This window comes from Mesorhizobium sp. M0207 (assembly GCF_040321995.1).
Taxonomy (GTDB): Bacteria; Pseudomonadota; Alphaproteobacteria; order Rhizobiales; family Rhizobiaceae; genus Mesorhizobium.
Genome location: NZ_JAMYSQ010000001.1, coordinates 69,718 through 93,997, shown reverse-complemented (window position 1 = coordinate 93,997; position 24,280 = coordinate 69,718). Strand labels below are relative to the sequence as shown.

Genomic DNA, 24,280 nt, shown 5'->3' with positions numbered 1-24,280 from the left:
ACGAAGGCGACTGCTTGGCTTGTTGCAGTGGAAGACGAGCTTCCCGGTCTCATCCGCGCTCCGAAAAACCGTGAAAAATTCAGTACAGGATAGACACGGGTAACCGACATGCGCACATTTCGCCCCAACGTGGTAAACAACGCGTTAACCAAGCTTAAGAAGTTGCAACTTTGTCGGCTGGCTGCCGACGGCGCCGGGTGTCTTTTTTGGACGCGCAAAAGACGTTGTAGAATTTTGATCAGCCGCATGATCGCTCCCGAAATCGGCGACGACCTTTTAGGTTGTCCGCTGGTGCTGCGGCATAAAGTTGCAAGACCAGAACACTCTTGCGTGCTGAGGCGGCTATCGATATAGAATTGACGTAAACGTAAATGAGCGGATTACGCCGTTTGCGATTTGTTTGTTGAAACCACGAGTGGAAGCACGCCCCCGCTTTCACTCAGGCGACGCAAGGTCGGCGACCGCGACGCCACCAGACGGGGAAAGCCAGTGACCATGAAACTTATTTCGCCCGGCCAAGCCGCGGCCAACACCAACGATATGTCGAGCGAAGCCGGTGAAGAGCTTGTCCGCATCGGCGAAATGGCCAAGAAATACGGAGTGACGCTGCGTACGCTGCGTTTCTATGAGGACAAGGGTCTGCTCAACCCGCAGCGCGACGGCTCGACCCGTCTTTATACACGCCGCGACAGGGCCCGGCTGAAGCTGATCCTGCTTGGCCGCAAGGTCGGGTTCTCGCTGCGTGACGTCAAGCAGATGATGGACCTCTACGATCCGAACGGCTCCAACACCAAGCAATTGCGGCTGGCGCTCGACAAGTCGGAGAAGCAGCTTGCCCGCCTGCAGAAGCAGCGGGCGCTGATCGACGATGCCATCAGCGAACTGAGTGCTTCGATGTCGACCGTCCGGCAAATGCTGATCGAGCGCTCGACGCCGCAGGCCAGTGTGGCGAGCTAAACTAAGCTTTCGATTTGTGACGAATAGGAGCCGCGCGGCTTTCGCTGCGCGGTTCTTCGTCGTTTGCCGTGCTTTGTCGTTTGTCGTCCTGGCGCGCGGGAGAAAATTTGCCGCAGCGCAGAATTGACGTTTACGCAAACGTCAATATTTGTTATCTCGACCACAACGTTGGTCCGTCTGCCATCCTCATATGCTGGGGCTGATTTCGGGGCCAAGACCGCATGGTGGAGGAAACGCATGCCGATCTACAGAGCGCCGGTCCGGGACACGCTGTTCGTGCTGAACGAAGTGCTGGGATATCAGCGTTATTCCAATCTTCCCGGATTTTCCGACGCCACACCGGATGTGCTCGAGGCCATCCTTGCCGAGGGCGCGAAGCTCGCCGAAAACGTGATGCAGCCGCTGAACCGCGTTGGCGACGTGGAAGGCTGCATGCGCCATGACGACGGTTCGGTAACGACGCCGAAAGGCTTCAAGGAAGCTTTCGACCAGTATCGCGAAGGCGGCTGGATGGGGCTCGCGGCACCTGTCGAGTTTGGCGGGCAAGGCTTGCCCTACGCGGTGCACACTGCGGTTGCCGAATACATGGTGTCGGCCAATATGTCGCTGATGATGTATGCCGGCCTGACGCAAGGCGCGATCGCTGCGATCATCACCCATGGCACCAAAGAGCAGAAGGCAACATGGTTGCCGAAGCTGGTCGAGGGCGCCTGGACCGGCACCATGAACCTGACCGAGCCACACTGCGGAACCGATCTTGGCTTGCTGCGCACCAAGGCCGTCCCAAATGGCGACGGCACCTACAGGATCTCCGGTCAGAAGATCTTCATCTCTGCCGGCGAGCATGACATGTCGGACAATATCGTCCATCTGGTGCTGGCCCGTATCGAGGGCGCGCCGGATGGCGTGAAGGGCATCTCGCTGTTCATCGTGCCGAAGCTCAAGCTCGATGCCTCAGGCAATCCGGACGAGAAGAACACCGTCTCCTGTGGCTCGATCGAGCAGAAGATGGGTATCCATGGCAACTCGACCTGCGTCATGAATTACGACGACGCTGAAGGCACGCTGCTCGGCGAGGCCAATGGCGGGCTGAAAGCAATGTTCACCATGATGAATGAGGCGCGGCTTGGCGTCGGCCTGCAGGGCCTCTCGCTATCGGAGGTCGCCTATCAGAATGCGGTTTCCTACGCCAAGGACCGTCTGCAGGGCCGCTCGCTGTCAGGACCGAAGGCGCCGGACAGGAAGGCCGATCCGATCATTGTCCATCCGGACATCCGCCGCAGCCTGATGACCATGAAGGCGTTCAACGAGGCCGGGCGCGCGCTGGCGCTGTGGACGGCAATCAAGTCCGACATCGCTCACCGCTCCGGTGACGACAAAGATCGCCAGGTCGCAGACGACTATACCGGCCTGATGACGCCGGTGGTCAAGGGCGTGCTCACCGACAAGGGTTTCGATCACGCGGTAATGGCGCAGCAGGTGTTCGGCGGCCACGGCTATATAGAAGAACACGGCATGAGCCAGTTCGTCCGCGATGCCCGCATAGCCATGATCTATGAGGGTGCCAACGGCATCCAGGCGCTCGATCTCGTCGGCCGCAAGCTGGCCTTGAATGGCGGCCGCGCGGTCCAGGCTTTCTTTAAGGAAGTCGGAGAGTTCTGCGAGGAAAACCGCACCGACGAGACGATGGCGCCCTTCACCAAGGCGCTGAAGAAGGGCCTCAACGATCTGCAGACGGCGACGATGTGGCTGGTGCAGAACGGCATGGCCAAGCCCGATAACGCCGGTGCCGCCTCGACCGATTACATGCATCTCTTCGGCCTGGTGGCGCTGGGCTATATGTGGGCGCAGATGGCCAGGGTGGCCGCAGCGAAATTGGCGAATGGCGCCGACGGCGCTTCGTCTTTCTACGACCACAAGCTGGTGACGGCGCGCTTCTTCATAGAGCGGATCATGCCGGAGACGTCGGCGCATCTTGCCCGCATCTCCAGCGGTGCCGACACATTGATGGCACTGCCGGCGGAAGCGTTCTAGCTTCGGCGTTCCTCTCCCCTCGAGGGGAGGGTGGCCCGAAGGGCCGGGAGGGGTCCTGCGTGCAGTGCGCCGACCTTCATTCTGATGCATGCCTTGGAGGAAAATGATCGCAATGCCGTGGCACATGGCGCAGGTTGTAAAAGATAAGGTCGAGCAAGTCATCGGCGACCCCACCCGGCCGCTTCGCGGCCACCCTCCCCTCGAGGGGGAGGGGAACGTCGGCGCGAGGGAGAAACCATGACCCACCCCGCCGAAATCCTTGGCCTTCCCAAGCCCGCCTGGGCGGCGGACGAGGTCGGCATGCTTTACGACATGGCGCACCGCTTCATGTCGGAAGAGATCGCGCCGCGTTACGACGAATTCGAGAAGAACGAAATGGTCGACCGCGAGAGCTGGCTGAAGGCGGGTGCTGCCGGCCTGCTCTGCGCCTCGATGCCGGAGGAATATGGCGGATCGGGCGGCACCTTCGCGCATGAGAGCGCCATCATCGAGGCGATCGGCCATGTCGGCGTCGACGGGTTCGGCATTGGCCTGCACAATTCGATCGTTGCCCCCTATATCCTCCACTACGGCTCGGAGGAGCAGAAGAAGAAGTGGCTGCCGAGGCTGGCGACCGGCGAGCTGATCGGCGCCATCGCCATGACCGAGCCGGGTGCGGGCTCCGACCTTCAAGGCGTCAAGACGCGCGCCGAAAAGGACGGCAACCGGTACAAGCTCAACGGCTCGAAGACCTTTATCACCAACGGCCAGCTCGCCAATTTCATCATCGTCGTTGCCAAGACCGATCCTGAGAAGGGCGCCAAGGGCATCTCGCTGATCGTCGTCGAGACCGACGAGGTGGAGGGTTTCGAGCGCGGCCGCAACCTCGACAAGATCGGCCTCAAGGCCAACGACACGTCGGAACTGTTCTTCAACGACGTACGTGTGCCGACCTCGAACCTGCTCGGCAACGACGAAGGCCTGGGCTTCGTCCAGTTGATGCAACAATTGCCGCAGGAGCGGCTGCAGATCGGCACCACTGCTATTGCCATGGTCGAGCGGGCTCTGGCGCTTACCATCGACTACGTCAAGGAGCGCAAGGCCTTCGGCAAGGCCATCATCGAATTCCAGAACACCCAGTTCAAGCTTGCCGAATTGAAGACCGAGGCGACCATCGGCCGCGTCTTCTATAATGACTGCGTTGCCCGCCACGTTAACGGCGGCCTCGACCCGGTGACGGCTTCGATGGCCAAATACTGGCTGTCAGACCTGCAAGGAAAAGTCGTCGACGAATGCCTTCAATTGCATGGCGGCTATGGCTACATGAATGAATATCCGATTGCGCGCATGTTTCGCGACGCCCGCGTCCAGCGCATCTACGGGGGCACCAACGAGATCATGAAATTGCTGATCGGGCGCTCGCTCTGAGCGACTTTTCGGCAAACCCAAGGAGCAGGAAAATGGCCGAAGCTTATGTCTATGATGCCGTGCGCACGCCGCGCGGCAGGGGCAAGAAGGATGGCTCTCTGCACGAAGTGCCGGCGGTGCGGCTCGGCGCCAAGGTGCTCGAGGCCATCCGCGACCGCAACGGGCTGGACACCGGTACCGTCGACGACATCATCTTCGGCTGTGTCGATCCGGTTGGCGAGGCGGGTGCGGTCATGCCACGTGCTGCTGCTTTCGAGGCCGGCTACGACACCAAGGCGCCTGGCATGCAGATATCGCGTTTCTGCGCCTCGGGCCTCGACGCCATCAATTTCGGCGCCGCCAAGATCGCGCAAGGCGCCGACGAGATCGTCATTGCCGGTGGCGTTGAATCGATGTCGCGCGTCGGCATGGGCGCCTCCGGCGGCGCCTGGTTCATGGACCCGTCGGTCGGCCTGCCCGGCTGGTTCGTGCCGCAAGGCATCTCGGCCGATCTGATCGCCACCAAATACGGGTTTTCGCGCGACGACGTCGATGCCTACGCGGTCGAAAGCCAGAAGCGTGCTGCCAATGCGTGGGGCGAGGGCCGGTTCAAGAATTCGGTGATCTCGGTCAAGGACCAGAACGGCCTGACCATCCTCGACCACGACGAACATATGCGGCCCTCGACCGACATGCAGTCGCTAGCCGCACTCAATCCGTCCTTTGTCATGCCGGGCGAAATGGGCGGCTTCGACGCCGTCGCCGTGCAGAAGCATCCCGAGGTGGAACAGGTCAACCACGTCCACCATGCCGGCAATTCCTCCGGCATCGTCGATGGCGCGGCGGCCGTGCTGCTCGGCTCGAAAAAGGCGGGAAAGACGCTCGGCCTCAAGCCGCGCGCACGCATCCGTGCGTTCGCCAACATCGGCTCCGAACCGGTGCTGATGCTGACCGGCCCCGTCGACGTCACCGAGAAGCTGTTGAAGCGGGCGAAGATGAAGTTGTCGGACATCGACCTGTTCGAGCTCAACGAGGCCTTCGCTTCGGTGGTGCTGCGCTATATGCAGGCATTCGACATTCCGCATGATCGGATCAACGTCAATGGTGGTGCCATCGCCATGGGCCATCCGCTCGGCGCCACCGGTGCGATGATCTTCGGTACGGTACTGGACGAATTGGAACGCCGCGACCTCAACACCGCGCTGGTGACGCTTTGCATCGGCGCCGGCATGGGCACCGCAACGATCATCGAACGCGTCTGACGGAGAGAGATGATGAGCTACACCAATTTCACCCTCGACATCGACGCCGACGGCATTGCGCTGGTCACCTGGGACATGCCGGACCGTTCGATGAACGTCTTCACCGAGGAGGTGGTGCTCGAACTGAATACCATCGTCGACAAAGTGGCGAGCGATGCAGCGATAAAGGGCGCGGTGATCACCTCCGGCAAGGATACGTTCTCGGGCGGCGCCGATATCACCATGCTGCAGAAGATGCTGGCGACCTTCGCCGCCGACAAGGCGAAGGACCCGGAGAAGGCGACCAAGGCCCTGTTCGACAATGCGGGCACCATGAACGGCCTGTTCCGTAAGCTGGAAACTTCGGGAAAGCCATGGGTTTCGGCGATCAACGGCACATGCATGGGCGGCGCGTTCGAATTGTCGCTCGCCTGCCATGGCCGTGTCGCGGCCGATTCAGACAAAGTGAGGATGGCGCTTCCCGAAGTGAAGATCGGCATTTTTCCGGGCGCCGGCGGCACCCAGCGCGTGCCACGGCTGACCGACCAGCAGCAGGCGCTGCAAATGCTGACGTCCGGCCAGACGCTGTTGCCTCAGAAGGCCAAGTCGATGGGCCTGATCCATGAGATTGCCGAGCCGGACAAGCTGGTCGAAACCGCCAAGGCGATGATCAAGAACGGCTTGAAACCGGTGGCGCCATGGGATGAAAAGGGCTTCAAGCTGCCCGGCGCCCCGATCTATTCGGTGGCCGGTGCCAATCTGTGGCCCCCGGCCATCGCCATTCTGCGCCGCGAGACCTATGGCAATTATCCCGCCGCTGCCGCCATCCTGAAATGCGTTTACGAGGGCTTGTTGGTGCCGTTCGACACCGCCCTGCGGATCGAGCAACGCTATTTCACCGAGATTATGCAGACCAGGGAAGCGGCAGCGATGATCCGTTCGCTGTTCGTGTCGCTCCAGGAACTGAACAAGGGCGCGCGCCGCCCGGCCGGTGTGCCGGAAACGAAGTTCAAGAAGATCGGCGTACTCGGCGCCGGCTTCATGGGCGCTGGCATTGCCTATGTGACGGCCAAGGCCGGCATTCCGGTGGTGCTGCTCGACCGTGACATGGAGTCCGCCGCCAAGGGCAAGGCGCATTCCGAGACCCTTATCTCGGATCAGGTGAAAAAGGGCCGTGCCAAGCCGCAGGACAAGGATCGGTTGCTGTCGCTGATCACGCCGACGGCCGATTACGCGGATCTTGCCGGCTGCGATCTTGTGGTCGAGGCGGTGTTCGAGGACTCGGCCGTCAAGAAGGATGCCACCGAACAGGCCGAGGCTGTGCTCAAGCAGTCGGCGATCTTCGCCTCGAATACGTCGACCATACCGATCACATCGCTGGCCAGGAATTCGGCGCGGCCAAAGAATTTCATCGGCATTCATTTCTTCTCGCCGGTCGACAAGATGATGCTGGTCGAGATCATCCTCGGCAAGAAGACCGGCGACAAGGCGCTGGCCACCGCGATCGACTTCGTCCGCGCCATCAAGAAGACGCCGATCGTCGTCAACGATACGCGCGGCTTCTATGTCAATCGCTGCGTGCTGCGCTACATGTCGGAAGCCTACAAGATGCTGATCGAAGGTGTTCCGGCGCCGATGATCGAAAACGCGGCCAAGGCCGCCGGCATGCCGGTCGGTCCTCTGGCGTTGACCGACGAGACTGCGATCGACCTTGCCCAGAAGATCATGAAGCAGACCATGCGCGACCTCGGCGACAAGGCGGTCGATCCGAAGCAGATGGCGCTGATCAACACGATGGTCGACACGCATGGTCGCTTGGGCCGCAAGAACAGCAAGGGCTTCTATGACTATCCGGCAAAACCGGCCAAGAAGAAGCTGTGGCCAGACCTCAGGGATCTCTACCCGCAGCTGGCGCCGGAGCAGGTGGATTATGAGGAACTGAAGCAGCGGCTGCTGGTCACCATCGCGCTTGAGGCGGTACGGGTGATGGAAGAGGGCATCGTTACCGACCCACGCGAGGCCGATGTCGGCTCGATCCTGGCCTTCGGCTTCGCGCCCTATACAGGCGGTGCACTGTCCTACATCGACGGCATCGGCGCTAAGAAATTCGTCAAACTCGCCAAGCGCCTGCAGAAGAAATACGGCACCGAGTTCAAGGCGCCGAAGCTGCTGCTTGATATGGCCGAGAAGGGCGAGACCTTCTACGAGCGCTTCGATCCCTATACCAGGGACGAGGCCAAGGAGGCGGCCTGACGCCGTCTTCGGCGGTGGACAAGATGGCGGCCAAGGGGTAGAACAGGGAAGGTATTTTTTCCTGTTTCGAAGGAAGAGCAAGGTGCTCTCGCACGACCGCGTTTGGGCCGCCATCGACGCTCTCGCCGAGCGTTATTCGCTTTCGGCCTCCGGACTGGCCAGGCGCGCAGGCCTCGACTCGACCGCCTTCAACAAATCGAAGCGGCTGTCCTCAGATGGACGGCCGCGCTGGCCGTCGACCGAATCGCTGGCCAAGATCATTGAGGCGACCGGCGCCTCGCTGGACGAATTTGCGGGGCTGGTCGAGGGTCGGGGTAATTCCGGCGCACTACCCGTGCAGAGATCGTCGGTGCCGCTGCTCGGCTTCGCCCAGGCGGGCGCCGGTGGCTTCTTCGACGACGCCGGGTTCCCAGCGGGGCAGGGATGGGACCTTATCGAGCTTCCGGCACGGGCAACCGAAACCTCCTATGCCTTGAAGGTCCAGGGCGATTCCATGCTGCCGCTCTATCGCAATGGCGATGTCCTGATCGTCGAGCCAGGGGCTACCATACGAAAGGGTGATCGCGTCGTCGTCAAGACCAATGCCGGCGAGGTGATGGCCAAGGTGCTCGACCGCCAGACACCGAGGTCGATCGCGCTGGTCTCCCTCAATCCCGATCACCCGGACCGCGACATCCCCATGCACAATATCGAATGGGTGGCGCGGATTGTCTGGGCAAGCCAGTAGGCGCGGGGCCGGTGCGTCTGCCTCACCTTGCCTTGGCTGTTCTGGCGATCCCGGCGATGGCCACGGCAATTGTCGCCGGCGGCCGCGCCGTCCAGAGCGAAGGCGGCGGCCCCTGGGAGCAAATCCAGGTCGGCGCTGAACCTCAGCCCGCCGCGCCGGCTACGTCGGCCATCCCGAAACCAGTTCCGGCCAAGCAGGCGGCGCATTCGAGGGCAATCGATCCAGAAATCGTGGTGCCGCCGCAGCCCGGTTCCAACGAGCTTGAACGGATAGAGCCGCGCGCCCCGTTGAGCGATCTGGCATTGGCCGCACCGCCCAAGCCGCCAAAAACGAAAATGCCTGACGACTGGAAAGGCACGAAACTATTCCAGCCCGTCGCGTCGGCCGCCGGGGTCATCGAAGCAAAGGGCTATTCGATTGCGGTTTCCGGTATCGACATCGTCAAGCAGGAGGAGACTTGCACCGACGGCGGCGAGTCCTGGAATTGCGGCATTCGGGCGCGAACGGCCTTCCGCGCCTTTCTCCGCAGTCGTGCGGTGGTCTGTGCCGTGCCGCCCGAAGGCGGTCGTGATCTGATCGCCGCCGAGTGCCGGATCGGCAATCAGGATATCGGCCAATGGCTGGTCGAAAATGGCTGGGCGCGCGCCGCCAAGGGCGGCCCTTACGCAGAAGCCGGCGAGAAGGCGCGTGCAGCAAAAAAAGGCGTCTTCGGGCCGGCGCCGAGCGTTTCAGGCCTGCCGCCGCTCCCGGCTGCTGCGTCGCGATCCGCGCCTGTAGCGCCTAGCTCGATCCTGGAGGAGCAAGACGGCGTCCTCATGCCGCCAGTTGACCAGCCAGCGCCCGCTGAATGAGCTCGCGCGTTTCGGCGATGCCGTAGAGCGCGGCGAAGGAGCCGAAGCGCGGTCCGCGTTCCTGACCTATCAGCACCTGATAGATCATCTGGAAGAAGGCGACGGAGACACCGGGTCCGCCCTCCGGGCTCTGCTTGGAATGGTCCTGGTAGCGCTCGATCTTGCGCGCAACATTGAGGGCAGCGTTCTGGATTGCCTCGCTGTCGGCATCAGCCGGCAGCGCGGCGAGCGCTACCGAAAGCTTGGTCAGCGCCTCGCGCTCGACCGCGTCGGCAGCACGGTACACTTTCGCCGGCTTCACGAAATCGTCGAAATAGCGGATGGCATATTCGGCCAGCCGGTCGAGCTCGGGATGGGTTGTCGGCGTCACACCCGGCGCGTGGCGCGAAATGAAACCCCACAGCACGTCCCTGTTCTGCGCATTCGAGGCGCTGACCAGGTTGAGCAGCAGCGAGAACGGAACCGGCAGGTCGACTGCCGGGGGATTGCCGTCATGCATGTGCCAGACCGGATTGCCCAGCCGCTCCTTCCAGTCCTGCCTCTGATAGGCAGAGAGGAACGTGTAATATTCGTCTACCGCCTTCGGGATGACGTCGAAATAGAGCTTCTTCGCGGTTCGCGGGCGCTGGAACATATAAAGGCTAAGGCTCTCGGTCGGCGCGTAAGTCAGCCACTCGTCAATGGTCAGCCCATTGCCCTTCGACTTCGAGATCTTCTGGCCGTTCTCATCGAGGAACAGCTCGTAATTGAAGCCCTCCGGTGCCGGAGCATCGAGCGCGCGGCAAATCTGCCCGGCGAGCTTGACGGAATCGATCAGATCCTTGCCGGACATCTCGTAATCGACGCCGAGTGCTGCCCACCGCATCGCCCAATCTGGCTTCCATTGCAGCTTGGCATGACCGCCGGTCACCGGCGTCTCGAAGCGCTCGCCGGTGTCCGGGTCGCGCCACACGATGGTGCCGGCGTCGAGCTTGCGCTCGTCGATCGCGACTTGCATGACGATGCCGGTCTTGGGATGGATCGGCAGGAAGGGCGAATAGCTCAGCGCCCGCTCCTCGCGCAGCGACGGCAGCATAATTGCCATCACCTTATCGAAGCGCTCGAGCATCTTGAGCAGCGTCGCGTCGAAGCGGCCGGAAGTATAATAGTCGGTCGAGGAAGCGAATTCGTAATCGAAGCCGAAACGGTCGAGGAAAGTGCGCAGCCGTGCGTTATTGGCGGCGCCGAAGGACGGATACTCATTGGAGAACGGGTCCGGTATCCTGGTCAGCGGCTTGCCGAGGTAGGCGCGCAGCATGTCCTTGTTAGGCACATTGTCAGGCACCTTGCGCAATCCGTCCATGTCGTCGGAGAAGCACAGCAGCCGCGTCTTGACCTTGTCTTCAGTCAGCACGCGGAAGGCGTGGCGCACCATAGATGTGCGCGCCACCTCGCCGAACGTGCCGATGTGCGGCAGGCCGGACGGGCCGTAGCCGGTCTCGAACAGCACCGTTTCCGGGTAGCCGCTGCTCGCGTAGCGGGCGGCGATCTTTTTCGCTTCCTCGAATGGCCACGCCTTGCTTTCGGCGGCGGCGGCGAGGACTTCCGGGCTGAGATCGATCGGCTGTTGTTCGGCCATGATGCTATTCCTGCAACGTTGCCAGCATCGATGCCGGCAGCCGCATGCTCTAGACCATGATCCCGAAAAGTGGAACCCGGTTTTCGGGCAGGACCGTGATCAGGCAAGAAGCCCCCGTCCCGATAGTCAGGATGGATCAACTTCCAAGGCGTGATCGGAGCGCCAACGATCGCGGCTGTTTTTCCTTGCGGCGCCGGTCCCTCGTTCCTAACTTCGGGACCATCTCAAGGAGTTGTAAATGCCATTGTCGCCACACGAAGCCATGATCTACCTGATGGTCATCACCTCGGCGTCAGACCGCGACATGACCGACGTCGAACTGGCGCGGATCGGCGACGTCGTTCGATCCTGGCCGGTGTTTGAGGATTTCAACCAGGAGCGGCTGGTCGAGGTCGCCCAGGCCTGCCAGAAAATGCTGCATGAAAAGGATGGGCTGGAGGGCGTCCTGGCGCGCGTCGCCGAGGCGCTGCCCGAACGCCTGCGTGACACCGCCTATGCCGCCGCCTTCGAGGTCGCAGCTGTCGATCTCGAAATGCGCCTGGAGGAGGTACGCGTTCTGCAGCTCGTCCGCCGGGAACTCGACCTCGATGCGCTGACGGTCGCCGCCATTGCGCGAGCCGCCAAGGCCCGCCTTCGCACGCTGACCTGAGCCGGCGGCCAAGCTCAGAAAAAACTGACGGGAAAATAGCGCAGATAGAACTCGGCGAACGTGCCTTTCACCGAGATTTCCTGCAGCGCGTAGTCGAAAGCGGCGGCCAGTGCCGGATCGTCGGCCCTGGTGGCGATTGCCATGCCTGAGCCGAGATATTCGGGCGCCAGATAGGGGCCGCCGGCAAAGCGGCAGCAGCCCGCTGCATCCGAACCGCCGAGCCAGAAGGCGAAACGCATGCCGTCGCCGAAGGCGGCGTCGATCTTGCCGGCTTTCAGCTCGCCATAAAGCTCCTCCGGCTTTGCGAACGGGACGATTTGGACGTCGCCGAAATAATCGCGCAGCACCCGCTCGTGCGCGGAGCCGGCGATCACGCCGACACGCTTGCTGCGCAGCTTGTCGAACATTGGTTCGGTCAGCGCCTGTGTCTTCAGCATGATGAAGCGGGCCGGAAATTGCAGGTAGGAGCGTGAAAATGCGTATTTCGACCGCGACTCCGGCGTCGCGGCGATGCCGGCAATGATCGCTTCGCCCTCGCCTTTCCCGAGCGCACCTTCGAGCTCGGCCCAGGGCAGCGCCTGGATCTGGCATTTTTCGGCAACGCCGAGCTCGGCGCAGATGGCGCGCGCCAGGTCGACATGGAAGCCCGACAGCCGGCCTGCCCCATCGAGGAAATTGAACGGCGGGAAATCCGTGGTGGTCAGGAATCGCAGCCGCGGCAGCATCGAAAGGTCCGGCTTTGGCAGCCGCTCCTTGGCGTCCCAGAACACGGGCACCTGCGGCTCCGCGGCGAGCGCAGCAGCCGCAAGCGATTGCGCTCCGATCAATATCGAGATCAATGAAATGGATATGCGCCGAAACGCCACGCGACGACTCCGTTCGGTCTTGCCCCGGCTTTCGTACGAAATAACACAGGTTTTTGTACGAAAAAAACACAGGTGCGACGGTTTTTGGTTTCATCATTGCAATTTAGGGATATTGTTTAGTGAGTTTGCAAGTGACTGCGTGATGCCGGCTGAAGAGGAGCAGTAGGACGCACGGGGGAGGCAGCTTTGCAGTCCGGGGTTGATGGCGTGGTGCGGGTTGATCACTGCCATTGGCCTCAAGAGCGGAAGGCAACATGGGGTAGATGTTGCGATGGGTCATTTCGATCGTACGCTGGAGTTGATAGATCAGTTGCAGCACGCCGGCACAGCCGCCGCCGTCTGCGAAAAGCTGTTGGGGGTAACAAGCGGGTTCGGGCTGACGGCGCTGATGGCCGGGACGGTTCCGCAACCTGGCACGCCGAGAAACCAGCAAAAGGACCATGTGCTGCTCTGCGACTGGCCGGCTGAATGGCTTGAGCGCTACGTCGCGCGCAACTACGTCGATCACGACCCCGTCGTCAGCCACATGAAGCAGCTTCAAGCGCCATTCCAGTGGCGGGAAGCATCTCAGGGCATCCGCATCGGCAAGAGCGGCGGCGAGGTGATGGGCGATGCCGGGGAATTCAAGCTGCGCGACGGGTTGGCCTTCCCGCTAATCACGCTCGATGGCCAGATCGTCATGGTGTCGCTAGGCGGCGAGGCTGTCGAATTGTCGAGCGCCGAGTTCGGGTTGGTGTCGCTGGTCTCGACTTATGCGATTGGCCGCGCAATGCAGCTCCACACCATGGCGGGCAAAACCATCGATCATGTCGAATTAACGCCGCGTGAGCGCGAATGCCTGCAATGGGCTGCTGTTGGCAAGTCCGAATGGGAGATTTCACAAATTCTCGGCATTTCGGAACACACGTCAGAGAAACACCTTCTTAACGCCAAAAGCAAACTCGGTGCCGTCAACCGGGTCCAGGCCGTCGCGGAAGCGATAAGGCGCGGCTATATTAACTAGGTCGGCCGCGCCGGCCTAGAAATTCTTGCTTGCGTGATCGCGTAATTTTTTTGGGAAAGCACGGCCGTATCTTCCTATTGAAACTAGGAGACGGCAAATGCTTTTTTCCCTCACAACCCAGGAATTGATGGAACGGCCCGACCTCTGGGAGGCAGTTCATCGTTTGCGTTACAGAGTTTTCGTCGAAGAGATGGGATGGACCGATCTGCAGCGCCCTGATGGCCTCGAGATCGATCAATTCGACCACGACGAGGCAGTGCACCAGATCGTCATCCGCAATGGCGAGCTCGCCGGTTATCAGCGGATGTTGCCGACAACCCGGGCCCATCTTCTAACCGATGTGCTGGCGGACCTTTATGAGGGAACCCCACCGTCGGGCCCGAATGTCTATGAACTGACCCGCTATGCGGTTGCGCCGGGATTCCGCGACGGTCGGCGCGGCGTGTCGACGGTCGGCACCGAGCTGATCGCCGGCTTCGTCGAGTGGGGTCTGAAGCGCAACGTCAACCAGGTGATCATCGAATTCGAGCCGATGTGGGTGCTTCGCGCGCTGCAGCTGCATTTCCTGGCAACGCCGCTCGGTTACCAGCGTACCTATGGCAACCAGCAGGTGGTTGCCACACTGCTCACCTTCAACGAGCACACGCTCGACGTGGTGCGTTCGCGCCGCAACCACTTTGCGCCGGTGCTGGCCAGAGGGTATCCGGACATGCTCGGACAGAGACGCGCCTCGTGAGATTGGAGAGAGGCCATGAACGTTCACTCAAAAGCAGAATTCCGCAATCACACGCTGATCGTCACGGTATCGTCGGGTGACGGCCGCCCGGTGCTGGACAGGCGGGCCTATGAAAGCCTGGCCAGGACATTCCACGAAGCCGCTGTCGACGACGACGTCCGCGTAGTGGTCCTGCGCGGCTTGGCCGGGTGCTTCTGCCTCGGTGCCGATTTCTCCGAATTTCTCGACGCCACCAAACATCGGCGACTGATCGCCGCCGTCACCGATATGTTCCGCACGCTGGCGACGTTTCCGAAACCGGTCCTTGCCTGTGTCGACGGCGACGCCGTCGGCGTCGGTTGCACCATCCTGTTCCACTGCGACATGGTGATCGCCTCGAGCAAGAGCACGTTTCGGGTGCCGTTCGTCGATTTCGGCCTGGTGCCGGACGCGGCGACCAGCATTCTGGCGCCGCAGAAGCTCGGCTATGCCGGGGCGTTCCGCTTCTTCTGCCTGGGCGACACGCTCGCCGCCGAAGATGCCAGGGCACTGGGCCTTGTCGGCGAGATTGTGACGGACGGCAGCGTCGAGGAAGCCACGTTGGCAAGAGCCAGGCAACTCGCCAAGAAGCCTGTCGCGGCGCTGCTACAGACGCGCGACCTGCTTAGGGGCGACACCGGCGCGCTCTGCGACCGTATCGATCAGGAGATCTCGCTTTTCCAGCAGGCGCTGCAGGACGACACCACGCTGAAGCGACTGCAGCGGATTGCCCGGCTGGCGGCATGAGAGCCGCGTATCGATGAGGTGAGCTTATTTTTCGAGGAAAGTCGGCCCTTCGCCGATGATCTTCTTGTCCTCCTTGCCGATGACGTCGAGGTCGCGGCCGTCATAGGGAAGCGAAAGGAGAATGCGCTGCATGACGGCCAGCCGCGCGCGCCGTTTGTCGTTCGCCCGCACAATGATCCAGGGCGCGAACTCCTTGTGCGTGCGCTCGACCATCAGGTCGCGCGCTTTGGTGTATTCGTCCCATTTGCTGATGCCGGCGATGTCGATTGGCGAAAACTTCCAGCTCTTCAGCGGGCTCCAGCGGCGGTCGTGGAATCGCTCGAGCTGCGTTTCCCGGCCGATGTTCAGCCAGAATTTGAAGAAATGTATGCCCTCGTTGCGAATCATCCGCTCGAAATGCGGAACCTCGTCCAGAAATTGCTCGTGCTGCTCGGGCGTGCAGAATCCCATCACCGGTTCAACGCCGGCGCGGTTATACCAGGAGCGGTCGAAGGTGACGAATTCGCCCGACGTCGGGAAGTGGTCGACGTAGCGCTGGAAGTACCATTGTCCAAGCTCGGTGGGCGTTGGCTTGGTCAGCGCCACGTTGCGCGCCGTGCGAGGATTCAGATACTGGCGCAAAACGAAGATCGTGCCGCCCTTGCCGGCAGCGTCGCGCCCCTCGAACAGCGACATTACCCGCCTGCCTGTCGACTGCAGCCACGCCTGCGCCTTGACCAGCTCGATCTGCAGCTTCTCTAGCCTCTCGTCATACTCCTCGCTCTTCATCTTCTTGTCGTAAGGGTAACCGCCGGCAGTGAGCTTGCGGTCCTCGACCCAGTCGGGAAGCGCGGGGGCCTCGATGTCGAACGCCCTCTCCTTGCCGTCGATCATGATCTTCAGCGGCCCCGATGAGGGTGCGGCGGGGCTTTCGTTGGCGTTTTTCATCGAGGCGAACCTTTCCAGCTTCCGGACTCGTGCTATTGGGAGCCTTACTGCATCGGCCCGAAAATCGGAATCGATTTTCGGAAAGAACGATGCAGCAGATAAAGAGGTAGAGCGTCCTTTGTGCGCCCAATTGGACGCACTGCGCTCTAGCGCCGGTCCAGCAAGAAGTTCTTGAAGTGGCCGCAGACGGAGCGCAAATGGCCGACATCGGCACAGAGCGGAGAGGCAGGGCGCAAACCGTCGCCATGCGGCTGTGGAACAGCCGCTGGCTGCTGGCGGCCGGTCTCGTTGCGGTTCTGATGGTCTATGGTTTTGCCGGCATGTCTGGCTATGTGGTGCTGCTGGCTGGCGCCGTGCTGGTTGCCGCTGCGATGCTGCCGGCCGGCATCGCCCGCCAATCGACCGAAAATGCCGCGGCCATCGAGTCGGGCGTGCAACAACTTTCCGGCGAATATCTCGCGGCGGCGGTTGCCGATCCGCTGATCATTTTCGATCGCTCCGCCGCCATCGTCCACGCCAACGCCGCTGCCTTTGCCGCCTTCGGTGGGATTGCCCCCGGCATGTCGCTGTCGCTGAAATTCCGCGCGCCGGAAATGCAGGCCTTGCTGGATAGCATCTTGGCGGGCAACGTCGCTTCGGACAGCGTCGACTACATAGAAAAGCTGCCGGTCGAACGAGCCTATCGGGTGAGCGCGTCTTCAGTCGGCCATGCCACGGATCTCTACGTGCTGGTGTTCAAGGACCAGAGTGAGGCGCGCCGGATCGACAGAATGCGTGCCGACTTCATTGCCAATGCCAGCCACGAGCTGCGCACGCCTCTCGCCTCGATCGCCGGCTTCATCGAGACGCTGCGCGGGCCGGCCCGCAACGACCCCGCGGCGCGCGAGCAGTTCCTGCAGATCATGCAGAACCAGACCAGCCGCATGGCGCGCCTCATCGACGACCTTCTGTCGCTGTCGCGCCTGGAGATGAAGCCCTATCTCAAGCCGGGAACCGAGGTCGATCTGCGCCAGGCCATCGACAGCGTCATCGATTCGCTTGGGCCGCTCGCAAAGGAAAACGGCGTCGTCATCGAGCGTGATTTCGCGGAAGGGCCGCTCGACGTGGCCGGCGATCGGGACGAGCTTTTCCAGGTCTTCGAAAACCTGCTGGAAAACGCCTGCAAATATGGTCAGTCGGGCGGACGTGTCGTGGTGTCGATCATACGCAGCGACAGCGATCCCGAACCGGGCATCGACGTCACCATCAGGGATTTCGGCCCCGGCATCCCCGAAGAGCACATCCCGCGCATCACCGAGCGCTTCTACCGTGTCGACGTCGAGAACAGCCGAACCCAGAAGGGCACCGGCCTTGGCCTGTCCATCGTCAAGCATATCCTGACCCGCCACAACGCCAGACTCTCCATCAGGTCGGAGGTCGGCAAGGGTGCGGCGTTCACGGTCCATTTGCCGGCTCGCTAGCGTAGTACTATCTCTAGCACATAATGGGCCGTTTCTTTTTTCTGTCATCCGGCTAGCGTATCAGCGGGGATTCGAGGGAACGACTCAACCACGAGATCCCGGGAAGGCATTTCGTCCATGCAGTCCGTGCATATCGTCAGCGCCTATGACGAGGAGCTGAAATATCTGTCGAAGCGCATCGCGGCGATGGGCGGGCATGCCGAGCGCATGGTCGAGCAGGCCGTCGCGGCGCTGGTCAATGCTGATCCGGGGCTTGCCCAGAAAGTCATTCGGGACGACCTGGTTCTGGATGAGGGACAGCGCGAGATCGACGACAAGGCGATCATCATCATCGCCAAACGCCAGCCGATGGCGACGGATCTGCGCGAAATCGTCGGCGCGATCCGCATCTCGGCTGACCTCGAACGGGTAGGCGACCTCGGCAAGAACGTCGCCAAGCGGGTGGTTGCCGTCGCAGACGGGCGCCAGCCGAACAGCCTGTTCCGCGGCCTCGAGGCTTTGGCCAATCTGGCACTGACCCAGCTCAAGGAAGTACTCGACGTCTATGCGTCGCGGTCGGTGGAGAAAATCGGTTTCGTGCGCGACCGCGACGACCAGATCGACGCCATGTACACCTCTCTGTTTCGCGAATTGCTGACCTACATGATGGAAGACCCACGCAACATCACCCCCTGCACACATCTCCTGTTTTGCGCCAAGAACATCGAGCGCATCGGCGACCACGCCACCAACATCGCCGAGACGATCTACTATATCGTCACCGGCGATCAGATGCCGGCCGATCGTCCGAAGGGCGATAAGACGGACAAGATTATTCTTCCCGCAACCCAACCAGCGAAGTGAGTTCTCTCAGCACTGATGCGAATTTCGGATTCGCCACCCGACAGAAAATTGCGCTAAGCTTTCGACGCGCCGACTTCTCAGTTCCGCGATGAAGGCCCCGCCTTCAGGAGGCTGCGATGGAATATGTCCGCGAGTTTGCTCCTGCGCCGCCGATGTCCGGTATAATCGCTTGCGGCGTCTATACGGCTGGGCGGCGCATCGCCGACATTCCGATCGAGGAAGCCGGCGAATGGGCCGGGAAGCCGGGCCACGTGGTCTGGATCGGACTGCTGGAGCCCGACCGCAATTTGTTGCTGCGCGTCCAGGCGCAATTCCATCTGCATGAGCTGGCGATCGAGGACGCCGAGCATCCGCACCAGCGACCGAAGATCGAGCAATATGGTGATGCCCTGTTCATCGTTGCCCGCACGGCGCAGCTGATCGACAGCCGCGTCACCTTCGGCGAGACGCATCTGTTCGTCGGCGCGGGCTACATCGTCAGCGTCAGGCATGGCCCGTCGACCTCCTACGCCGCCGTTCGCCAGCATTGGGAAAGCTGCCCGCATTCCCTTGCCAAGGGCGAGGATTTCGTCCTCTACGCCATTCTCGATTTCATCGTCGACAACTATATGCCGGTGCTTGAGCAGATCGAAAACGAGGTCGAGGCGATCGAGGACAAGGTTCTGCTGAAACCGATGACCGGCTCCGATATCGAACGGCTTTACATGCTGCGCCGCGATCTCTTGCGCCTGCGTAATGCGGCCCTGCCGCTGGTGGAGGTCTGCCGGCGGCTCACCAGCGCCGATCTGCCGCAAATCCACACAGCCATGCACCCGCTGTTTCGCGACGTCACCGACCACATCCGCACTGTCCAGGAAAAGATCGACAGCCTGCGTGAGGTTCTCGCCTTCGCCTTCGAGGCGAGCCTTCTGGTCGGTCAAAGCCAGGAGACGGCGATCTCCAAGAAGCTTGCCTCATGGGCCGCAATCTTGGCCGTGCCGACGGCATTCGCCGGCATTTACGGCATGAATTTCAGCGACATGCCGGAACTGAGGATGGAATATGGCTACCCGGCCGTCCTGGCGGCAATTGCCCTGATCTGCACGTTTCTTTACTGGCGGTTTCGCAAGAATGGGTGGCTTTGAAGCGGGGGCAGTAGGGCAGTAGGGCAGTAGGGCAGTAGGGCAGTAGGGCAGTAGGGCAGTAGGGCAGTAGGGCAGTAGGGCAGTAGGCTATCGCTTCGGGAGCGCGCTTCTCTACAATTCACCTACTGCCGTACTGCCTTACTCCCCTATTCCCCTAACTATCTGCTCCGCCGCCGCTCCGATGCCGGCTGGAACGCCACGCGGGCGTGGTACTTGCAGTAGGGGCCGGTTTCGGCGGCGTCGTTGCCGCAGAAATGGAAGTCTTCCGAAAGCGGATCGCCGTTCGGCCATTTGCAAGTGCGCTCGTTGAGTTCGACAAGTTGCAGATGCCGCGAGATCGGCACGACGACGTTCTCGACCGGGCGGATATAGTGGCGCGCCACCGGTTCGGCATCGAACTGCGCCTTGAGCGCGGTCGCACCGATCGACATCGAGGTGGTGGCATGGCGCGTGGCGCTTGCTGCCCGGGACACCGATTTCTGGATCGTCGATCCCTGCACCGTCTTCTTCTGGCGTGCCGGTGAGGCGGTCGTGCGTCCGCGACCGGACAGTTTCAGCCGGTGCACTTTGCCGATGACCGCATTGCGGCTGACCCCGCCAAGCTGTGCGGCGATCTGGCTGGCGCTGAGGCCCTCCGACCACAATTTTCTGAGAAGTTCGACTCGCTCGTCAGTCCAGTTCATGAGACCGCGCTCCTGCTGAAACGTGCGGCAATCGGAATCCATTCCCGACCCGGCTTCTGCCGGGCAGACACCACATATATCGGGTGATTAGGTCCGCCGCACGAAATCTAGTTATTTCTCTGCTACAATTACCTTATGCGCTGACTCGGTGACAAGAGTCCCAAGGCCAACACGAATCGGTTTTTTCGGTTTTCCCCAACTTGCCCGGTCGCTTAGGAGCCGGCGTTATGCTGGGGGGCTTGCCGCGCGACCTTGCGCGACCTTTTCGTTGACTTCACGGCCGAAAAACACGATAAGCCACAAGGGCCGCCGCTTTGGCGGCTTTTTGATTTTTCCGGTTCCGGAGACGCATATAATGAGCGGTTCGGCGCTTTTCGAGACCTTTGTTCGCGCACCCCTGGCTTTCGACCACGGTGAAGGCACCTGGCTGGTCACCGACAAGGGCGAGCGATATCTCGATTTCGCCGGCGGCATCGCCGTGAATTCGTTGGGCTACAGCCATCCGCATCTGGTCGCGGCCCTCACCGAGCAGGCCGCCAAGCTCTGGCACGTCTCTAATCTGTACGAGATTCCGGGACAGAGCCGGCTCGGCGAGCGGCTGGCCGACGCAAGCTTTGCCGACAAGGTGTTCTTCACCAATTCCGGCGCAGAGGCGCTCGAATGCGCCATCAAGACGGCGCGGCGCTACCACTTCGTCAAGGGCCATCCCGAGCGCTACCGCACAATCACCTTCGAAGGCGCCTTCCACGGCCGCACCCTGGCGACCATCGCCGCCGGCGGCCAGTACAAGTATCTGGAAGGTTTCGGCCCCAAGGTCGACGGCTTCGACCAGGTCGGTTTCGACGATGTGGATGCCACCGAGAAGGCGATCACGCCTGAAACCGCGGCGATCCTGATCGAGCCGGTGCAAGGCGAGGGCGGCATCAGGCAAGTGCCGACGCAATCGCTGAAGCGGCTCAGGCAGCTCTGCGATCAGCACGGACTGCTCCTGATTTTCGACGAGGTCCAATGCGGCGTCGGCCGCACCGGAAAGCTGTTCGCGCATGAGTGGGCGGGTGTCACCCCCGACCTCATGGCGGTGGCCAAAGGCATCGGCGGCGGCTTCCCGATGGGTGCCTGCCTCGCCACCGACGAGGCAGCGGTCGGCATGACCGCCGGCGTGCACGGCACCACCTTCGGCGGCAATCCGCTGGCAATGGCGGTCGGCAACGCCGTGCTCGACGTGGTACTGGAAGACGGCTTTCTCGAAGACGTCCAGCGCAAGGCACTGCTGTTGAAGCAGGGGCTCGCTGGCGTCGCCGACGAATTTCCGGATGTTATCGAAAGCATCAGGGGCACCGGCCTGATGCTCGGGCTTAAATGCGCGATGCCCAACACCAAGGTCACGGTGGCACTGCGTGACCAGCATCTCTTGACGGTTCCGGCCGGCGACAACGTTATCCGCCTGCTGCCGCCTCTCACCGTCACCGACGCCGAGATCCACGAAGCGCTCGAGCGCATTCGTGCCGGCGCCAAGAGCCTGGCAGATGCCATCGTCGCTGCCGCTGCGAAGTAATCCTGGAATTCCTGATGTCCCTTCGCCATTTCACCGATCTTTCCGCCGTTTCCGAAGGCGATCTGCGCTTCATGCTCGACGACGCAGCGGTGCGAAAGGCAAGGCTCAAGGCCGGCGAACGCAGCAAGCCGCTCGAAGGCAAGGTGCTGGCGATGATCTTCGACAAGCCGTCGACGCGCACGCGCGTGTCGTTCGACGTCGGTATGCGGCAGTTGGGTGGCGAGACGATCATGCTGACCGGCACCGAGATGCAGCTTGGCCGCTCGGAGACCATTGCCGACACGGCCAAGGTGCTGTCGCGCTACGTCGATGCCATCATGATCCGCACCACCTCGCATGACCGGCTGCTGGAACTGATGGAAAACGCTACGGTCCCCGTCATTAACGGGCTGACCGACGAGACCCATCCCTGCCAGCTGATGGCCGACATCATGACCTTCGAAGAGCACCGCGGTCCGGTGGCCGGTAAAACGATCGCCTGGACCGGCGACGGCAACAACGTGCTGCATTCGCTGCTGGAGGCATCCGCGCGGTTCCATTTCAAGCTGAATGTCGCCGTGCCCGAGGGCAGCGAACCGGCCCAGAAGCATGTCGACTGGTCGAAAGCCAATGGCGGCAAGCTGAAATTCACCCGTTCGCCCGAGGAGGCCGTTCACGAGGCCGACTGCATCGTCACCGACTGCTGGGTGTCGATGGGCCAGGAGCACCGTGCCCGCGGCCACAATGTCTTCCTGCCCTATCAGGTCAATGCGGCACTGATGGCGAAAGCCAAGCCGGATGCGCTGTTCATGCACTGTCTGCCGGCGCATCGCGGTGAGGAGGTTACCGACGAGGTCATCGACGGACCGCATTCGGTGGTGTTCGACGAGGCCGAGAACCGGCTCCATGCCCAGAAGGCGGTCCTGGCCTGGTGCCTGGGCGCTTGATACGAGCCGCGGTGATCCGGGCCGGCCTGATCTGCGCCGCCTTGATCTGGGCCGCCTTGATCCGGGAGTTGGTGGTGCCTATCTCAGGCGCATCACGCAAATCGAGCGCGTCTCGTCGCATGCGCCCCGGAGGGCGGCATCGCCGCGCCCCGGAGCTTTGTCATGTTGGAAACTCATCAATTGGCTGAACATAAACCCAAGCTCGGCGAATTCGGCTACGCCGGCGACGACCATGTCGTGCCGTTCGAGGTCGGCCCGCTCGACGTGCGCGGTCGCACCGTCCAGCTCGGGCCGATGCTCGATGCTATTCTCAGCCGCCACGACTATCCCGAGCCGGTCGCCCGGCTCCTGGCTGAAGCCTGTGTGTTGACGGTATTGCTCGGAACTTCGCTGAAGTTCGAGGGCAAGTTCATTCTGCAGACCCGCACCGACGGGCCGGTCGACATGCTGGTCGCGGATTTCTCCACGCCGCACGCGCTGCGCGCTTATGCCCGCTTCGATGCCGACCGGCTGCAGGCTTTGACTTCTGCCGGCGAGACGTCACCGCAGACGCTGCTCGGCAGCGGCGTCCTGGCGCTGACCATCGACCAGGGCGCCCACACACAACGCTACCAGGGCATCGTCCAGCTCGACGGCGTCACACTGGAAGATGCCGCACGCACTTATTTCCGCCAGTCTGAGCAGATTCCGACCGACCTCCGGCTTTCGGTTGCCAAGCTTCTGACGCCCGGCGTCGGCGGTGCCCGCGAACAATGGCGGGCCGGTGGCCTGCTGGCACAATTCCTGCCGCAATCGGCGGAGCGCATGCGCGTACCCGACCTTCCAGGTGGCGACGGCGATCCGCGTGAGGAAATCCACGACCCGACCGACAATTCCTGGCAGGAGCTGCTGGCGCTGCTTGGTACTATTGAACCGACCGAGCTGATCGATCCGACGATCGGTGCCGAACGGCTGCTTTACCGGCTTTTCCACGAGCATGGCGTCCGCGTGTTCGGCGGGGTGCCGGTCGCCGACCAGTGCTCATGCTCGAGGGAGAAGATCCACGGCATCCTCGAAGGCTTTTCCGCCGAGGAGATCAGGGACAGCACCGAGGATGGCAGCATTCACGTCGCCTGCGAATTCTGCTCGAAGCAATATGACTTCGACCCGGCGGAGTTTGCAGCGGCCGGATGACGGCCGTCAATTGACGGTGCGCCGCATTCCCGGCAAGTCGAGCGAGAAGGCGGGGATGGCGACGTCGAACGTCTCGCCCCGCCTGTTGCGCATGGTGTAGTGCCCGACCATGATGCCGGACGGCGTCGAGAGCGGGCATCCAGACGTATACTGATAGCTGTCGCCGGGGTTGAGTCCGGGTTGCTCGCCGACGACCCCGGGGCCGCGCACTTCCTCGACCTTGCCGGTGCCGTCGGTAATGTGCCAGTAGCGCGACAGAAGCTGCACGAACTCATCCGACTGATTGTCGATGGTCACCTGATATCCCCAGACATAGCGGTTTTGCGGCGGGTCGGAGTGATCCTCCAGATAGAACGGCCTGACCTGCACTTCGATGTTGCGGGTGACGGCGCTGTACATAAACTGCTCCAAAGCAATGTAGATGGAACTTTCGACGCTCAGCGCAGTTTGATCAACGATGCGCGTCATCTCCTTGCCCGACTCGAGCGCAGGTGCCGAAAAAC

Annotated in this window: 22 protein-coding genes; 17 read left to right on the top strand and 5 right to left on the bottom strand. The window is 61.9% G+C overall.

The window, feature by feature from the left end:
* Window positions 1–495: 495 nt before the first annotated feature.
* The 7 genes from NKJ15_RS00465 to NKJ15_RS00435 all read left to right on the top strand — a co-directional run bounded on the left by NKJ15_RS00465 (window position 496) and on the right by NKJ15_RS00435 (window position 9,449).
* Window positions 496–957 (top strand): MerR family transcriptional regulator, encoded by a 462-nt coding sequence (locus NKJ15_RS00465; protein ID WP_023677331.1) that lies wholly within the window; start codon window positions 496–498, stop codon window positions 955–957.
* 237 nt (window positions 958–1,194) lie between these two features.
* A complete protein-coding gene (locus NKJ15_RS00460; RefSeq protein ID WP_352813686.1) occupies window positions 1,195–2,991 on the top strand; it encodes an acyl-CoA dehydrogenase in 1,797 nt (598 codons plus the stop codon).
* A 237-nt stretch (window positions 2,992–3,228) separates the two neighbouring features.
* A complete protein-coding gene (locus tag NKJ15_RS00455; RefSeq protein ID WP_352813684.1) occupies window positions 3,229–4,398 on the top strand; it encodes an acyl-CoA dehydrogenase family protein in 1,170 nt (389 codons plus the stop codon).
* 32 nt (window positions 4,399–4,430) lie between these two features.
* Window positions 4,431–5,639 carry an acetyl-CoA C-acetyltransferase gene (locus NKJ15_RS00450; protein WP_352813682.1) on the top strand — a complete coding sequence of 403 codons (1,209 nt, stop codon included), beginning with the start codon at window positions 4,431–4,433 and terminating at the stop codon, window positions 5,637–5,639.
* 12 nt (window positions 5,640–5,651) lie between these two features.
* Window positions 5,652–7,871, top strand: a complete 2,220-nt coding sequence (locus tag NKJ15_RS00445) for a 3-hydroxyacyl-CoA dehydrogenase NAD-binding domain-containing protein (RefSeq protein ID WP_352813680.1) — start codon at window positions 5,652–5,654, stop codon at window positions 7,869–7,871.
* 82 nt (window positions 7,872–7,953) lie between these two features.
* Entirely contained in the window at window positions 7,954–8,598 is a 645-nt protein-coding gene (locus NKJ15_RS00440) for a S24 family peptidase (RefSeq protein WP_352813678.1), read from the top strand.
* 11 nt (window positions 8,599–8,609) lie between these two features.
* Window positions 8,610–9,449 carry a thermonuclease family protein gene (locus NKJ15_RS00435; RefSeq protein WP_352813677.1) on the top strand — a complete coding sequence of 280 codons (840 nt, stop codon included), beginning with the start codon at window positions 8,610–8,612 and terminating at the stop codon, window positions 9,447–9,449.
* Here the strand turns inward: NKJ15_RS00435 and NKJ15_RS00430 are convergent.
* Window positions 9,412–11,067 carry a lysine--tRNA ligase gene (locus NKJ15_RS00430; protein WP_352685723.1) on the bottom strand — a complete coding sequence of 552 codons (1,656 nt, stop codon included), beginning with the start codon at window positions 11,065–11,067 and terminating at the stop codon, window positions 9,412–9,414. The two genes, NKJ15_RS00435 and NKJ15_RS00430, sit on opposite strands and share 38 nt — an antisense overlap.
* Before the next feature lie 238 nt (window positions 11,068–11,305).
* Between NKJ15_RS00430 and NKJ15_RS00425 the strand changes: the two genes are divergently transcribed.
* Window positions 11,306–11,716 carry a tellurite resistance TerB family protein gene (locus NKJ15_RS00425; protein WP_023677339.1) on the top strand — a complete coding sequence of 137 codons (411 nt, stop codon included), beginning with the start codon at window positions 11,306–11,308 and terminating at the stop codon, window positions 11,714–11,716.
* Window positions 11,717–11,730: 14 nt separating this feature from the next.
* Here the strand turns inward: NKJ15_RS00425 and NKJ15_RS00420 are convergent, their stop codons facing one another.
* Window positions 11,731–12,582, bottom strand: coding sequence for an ABC transporter substrate-binding protein (locus tag NKJ15_RS00420; protein WP_352501702.1), 852 nt, complete (start codon window positions 12,580–12,582; stop codon window positions 11,731–11,733).
* Window positions 12,583–12,853: 271 nt separating this feature from the next.
* On the opposite strand from NKJ15_RS00420, the gene NKJ15_RS00415 reads away from it, so the two are divergent.
* The 3 genes from NKJ15_RS00415 to NKJ15_RS00405 all read left to right on the top strand — a co-directional run bounded on the left by NKJ15_RS00415 (window position 12,854) and on the right by NKJ15_RS00405 (window position 15,086).
* Window positions 12,854–13,585 carry a helix-turn-helix transcriptional regulator gene (locus NKJ15_RS00415; RefSeq protein WP_023677341.1) on the top strand — a complete coding sequence of 244 codons (732 nt, stop codon included), beginning with the start codon at window positions 12,854–12,856 and terminating at the stop codon, window positions 13,583–13,585.
* Window positions 13,586–13,682: 97 nt separating this feature from the next.
* Complete coding sequence (locus NKJ15_RS00410; protein WP_023677342.1) at window positions 13,683–14,321, top strand: acyl-homoserine-lactone synthase; 639 nt, start codon at window positions 13,683–13,685, stop codon at window positions 14,319–14,321.
* Between the two features lie 15 nt (window positions 14,322–14,336).
* Window positions 14,337–15,086, top strand: coding sequence for an enoyl-CoA hydratase-related protein (locus NKJ15_RS00405; RefSeq protein ID WP_023677343.1), 750 nt, complete (start codon window positions 14,337–14,339; stop codon window positions 15,084–15,086).
* A gap of 24 nt (window positions 15,087–15,110) precedes the next feature.
* Here the strand turns inward: NKJ15_RS00405 and ppk2 are convergent, their stop codons facing one another.
* Window positions 15,111–16,013 (bottom strand): polyphosphate kinase 2, encoded by a 903-nt coding sequence (gene ppk2 / locus NKJ15_RS00400; protein WP_352766989.1) that lies wholly within the window; start codon window positions 16,011–16,013, stop codon window positions 15,111–15,113.
* Between the two features lie 197 nt (window positions 16,014–16,210).
* Between ppk2 and NKJ15_RS00395 the strand changes: the two genes are divergently transcribed.
* From NKJ15_RS00395 to NKJ15_RS00385, 3 genes are all read left to right on the top strand, one after another.
* Window positions 16,211–17,473, top strand: coding sequence for an ATP-binding protein (locus NKJ15_RS00395; protein WP_352813676.1), 1,263 nt, complete (start codon window positions 16,211–16,213; stop codon window positions 17,471–17,473).
* 117 nt (window positions 17,474–17,590) lie between these two features.
* Window positions 17,591–18,316: a phosphate signaling complex protein PhoU gene (phoU, locus tag NKJ15_RS00390; RefSeq protein ID WP_023677346.1), complete on the top strand. Its 726-nt coding sequence runs from the start codon at window positions 17,591–17,593 to the stop codon at window positions 18,314–18,316.
* A gap of 116 nt (window positions 18,317–18,432) precedes the next feature.
* Window positions 18,433–19,440 carry a magnesium and cobalt transport protein CorA gene (locus NKJ15_RS00385; RefSeq protein WP_023677347.1) on the top strand — a complete coding sequence of 336 codons (1,008 nt, stop codon included), beginning with the start codon at window positions 18,433–18,435 and terminating at the stop codon, window positions 19,438–19,440.
* A 158-nt stretch (window positions 19,441–19,598) separates the two neighbouring features.
* Here the strand turns inward: NKJ15_RS00385 and NKJ15_RS00380 are convergent, their stop codons facing one another.
* The gene (locus NKJ15_RS00380) at window positions 19,599–20,123 is read right to left on the bottom strand and encodes a GcrA family cell cycle regulator (RefSeq protein WP_023677348.1); all 525 of its coding nucleotides are present in this window, start codon (window positions 20,121–20,123) and stop codon (window positions 19,599–19,601) included.
* Window positions 20,124–20,478: 355 nt separating this feature from the next.
* On the opposite strand from NKJ15_RS00380, the gene NKJ15_RS00375 reads away from it, so the two are divergent.
* The 3 genes from NKJ15_RS00375 (at window position 20,479) to NKJ15_RS00365 (ending at window position 23,777) form a co-directional block, all read left to right on the top strand.
* Window positions 20,479–21,678 carry an aspartate aminotransferase family protein gene (locus NKJ15_RS00375; RefSeq protein WP_352470110.1) on the top strand — a complete coding sequence of 400 codons (1,200 nt, stop codon included), beginning with the start codon at window positions 20,479–20,481 and terminating at the stop codon, window positions 21,676–21,678.
* 14 nt (window positions 21,679–21,692) lie between these two features.
* Window positions 21,693–22,604 (top strand): ornithine carbamoyltransferase, encoded by a 912-nt coding sequence (gene argF, locus NKJ15_RS00370; RefSeq protein ID WP_352470112.1) that lies wholly within the window; start codon window positions 21,693–21,695, stop codon window positions 22,602–22,604.
* A gap of 162 nt (window positions 22,605–22,766) precedes the next feature.
* Window positions 22,767–23,777 (top strand): Hsp33 family molecular chaperone, encoded by a 1,011-nt coding sequence (locus NKJ15_RS00365; RefSeq protein ID WP_352501705.1) that lies wholly within the window; start codon window positions 22,767–22,769, stop codon window positions 23,775–23,777.
* A 6-nt stretch (window positions 23,778–23,783) separates the two neighbouring features.
* On the opposite strand, the gene apaG is transcribed toward NKJ15_RS00365, so the two are convergent.
* Window positions 23,784–24,176 carry a Co2+/Mg2+ efflux facilitator ApaG/CorD gene (apaG, locus tag NKJ15_RS00360; RefSeq protein WP_352470114.1) on the bottom strand — a complete coding sequence of 131 codons (393 nt, stop codon included), beginning with the start codon at window positions 24,174–24,176 and terminating at the stop codon, window positions 23,784–23,786.
* Window positions 24,177–24,280: the final 104 nt, after the last annotated feature.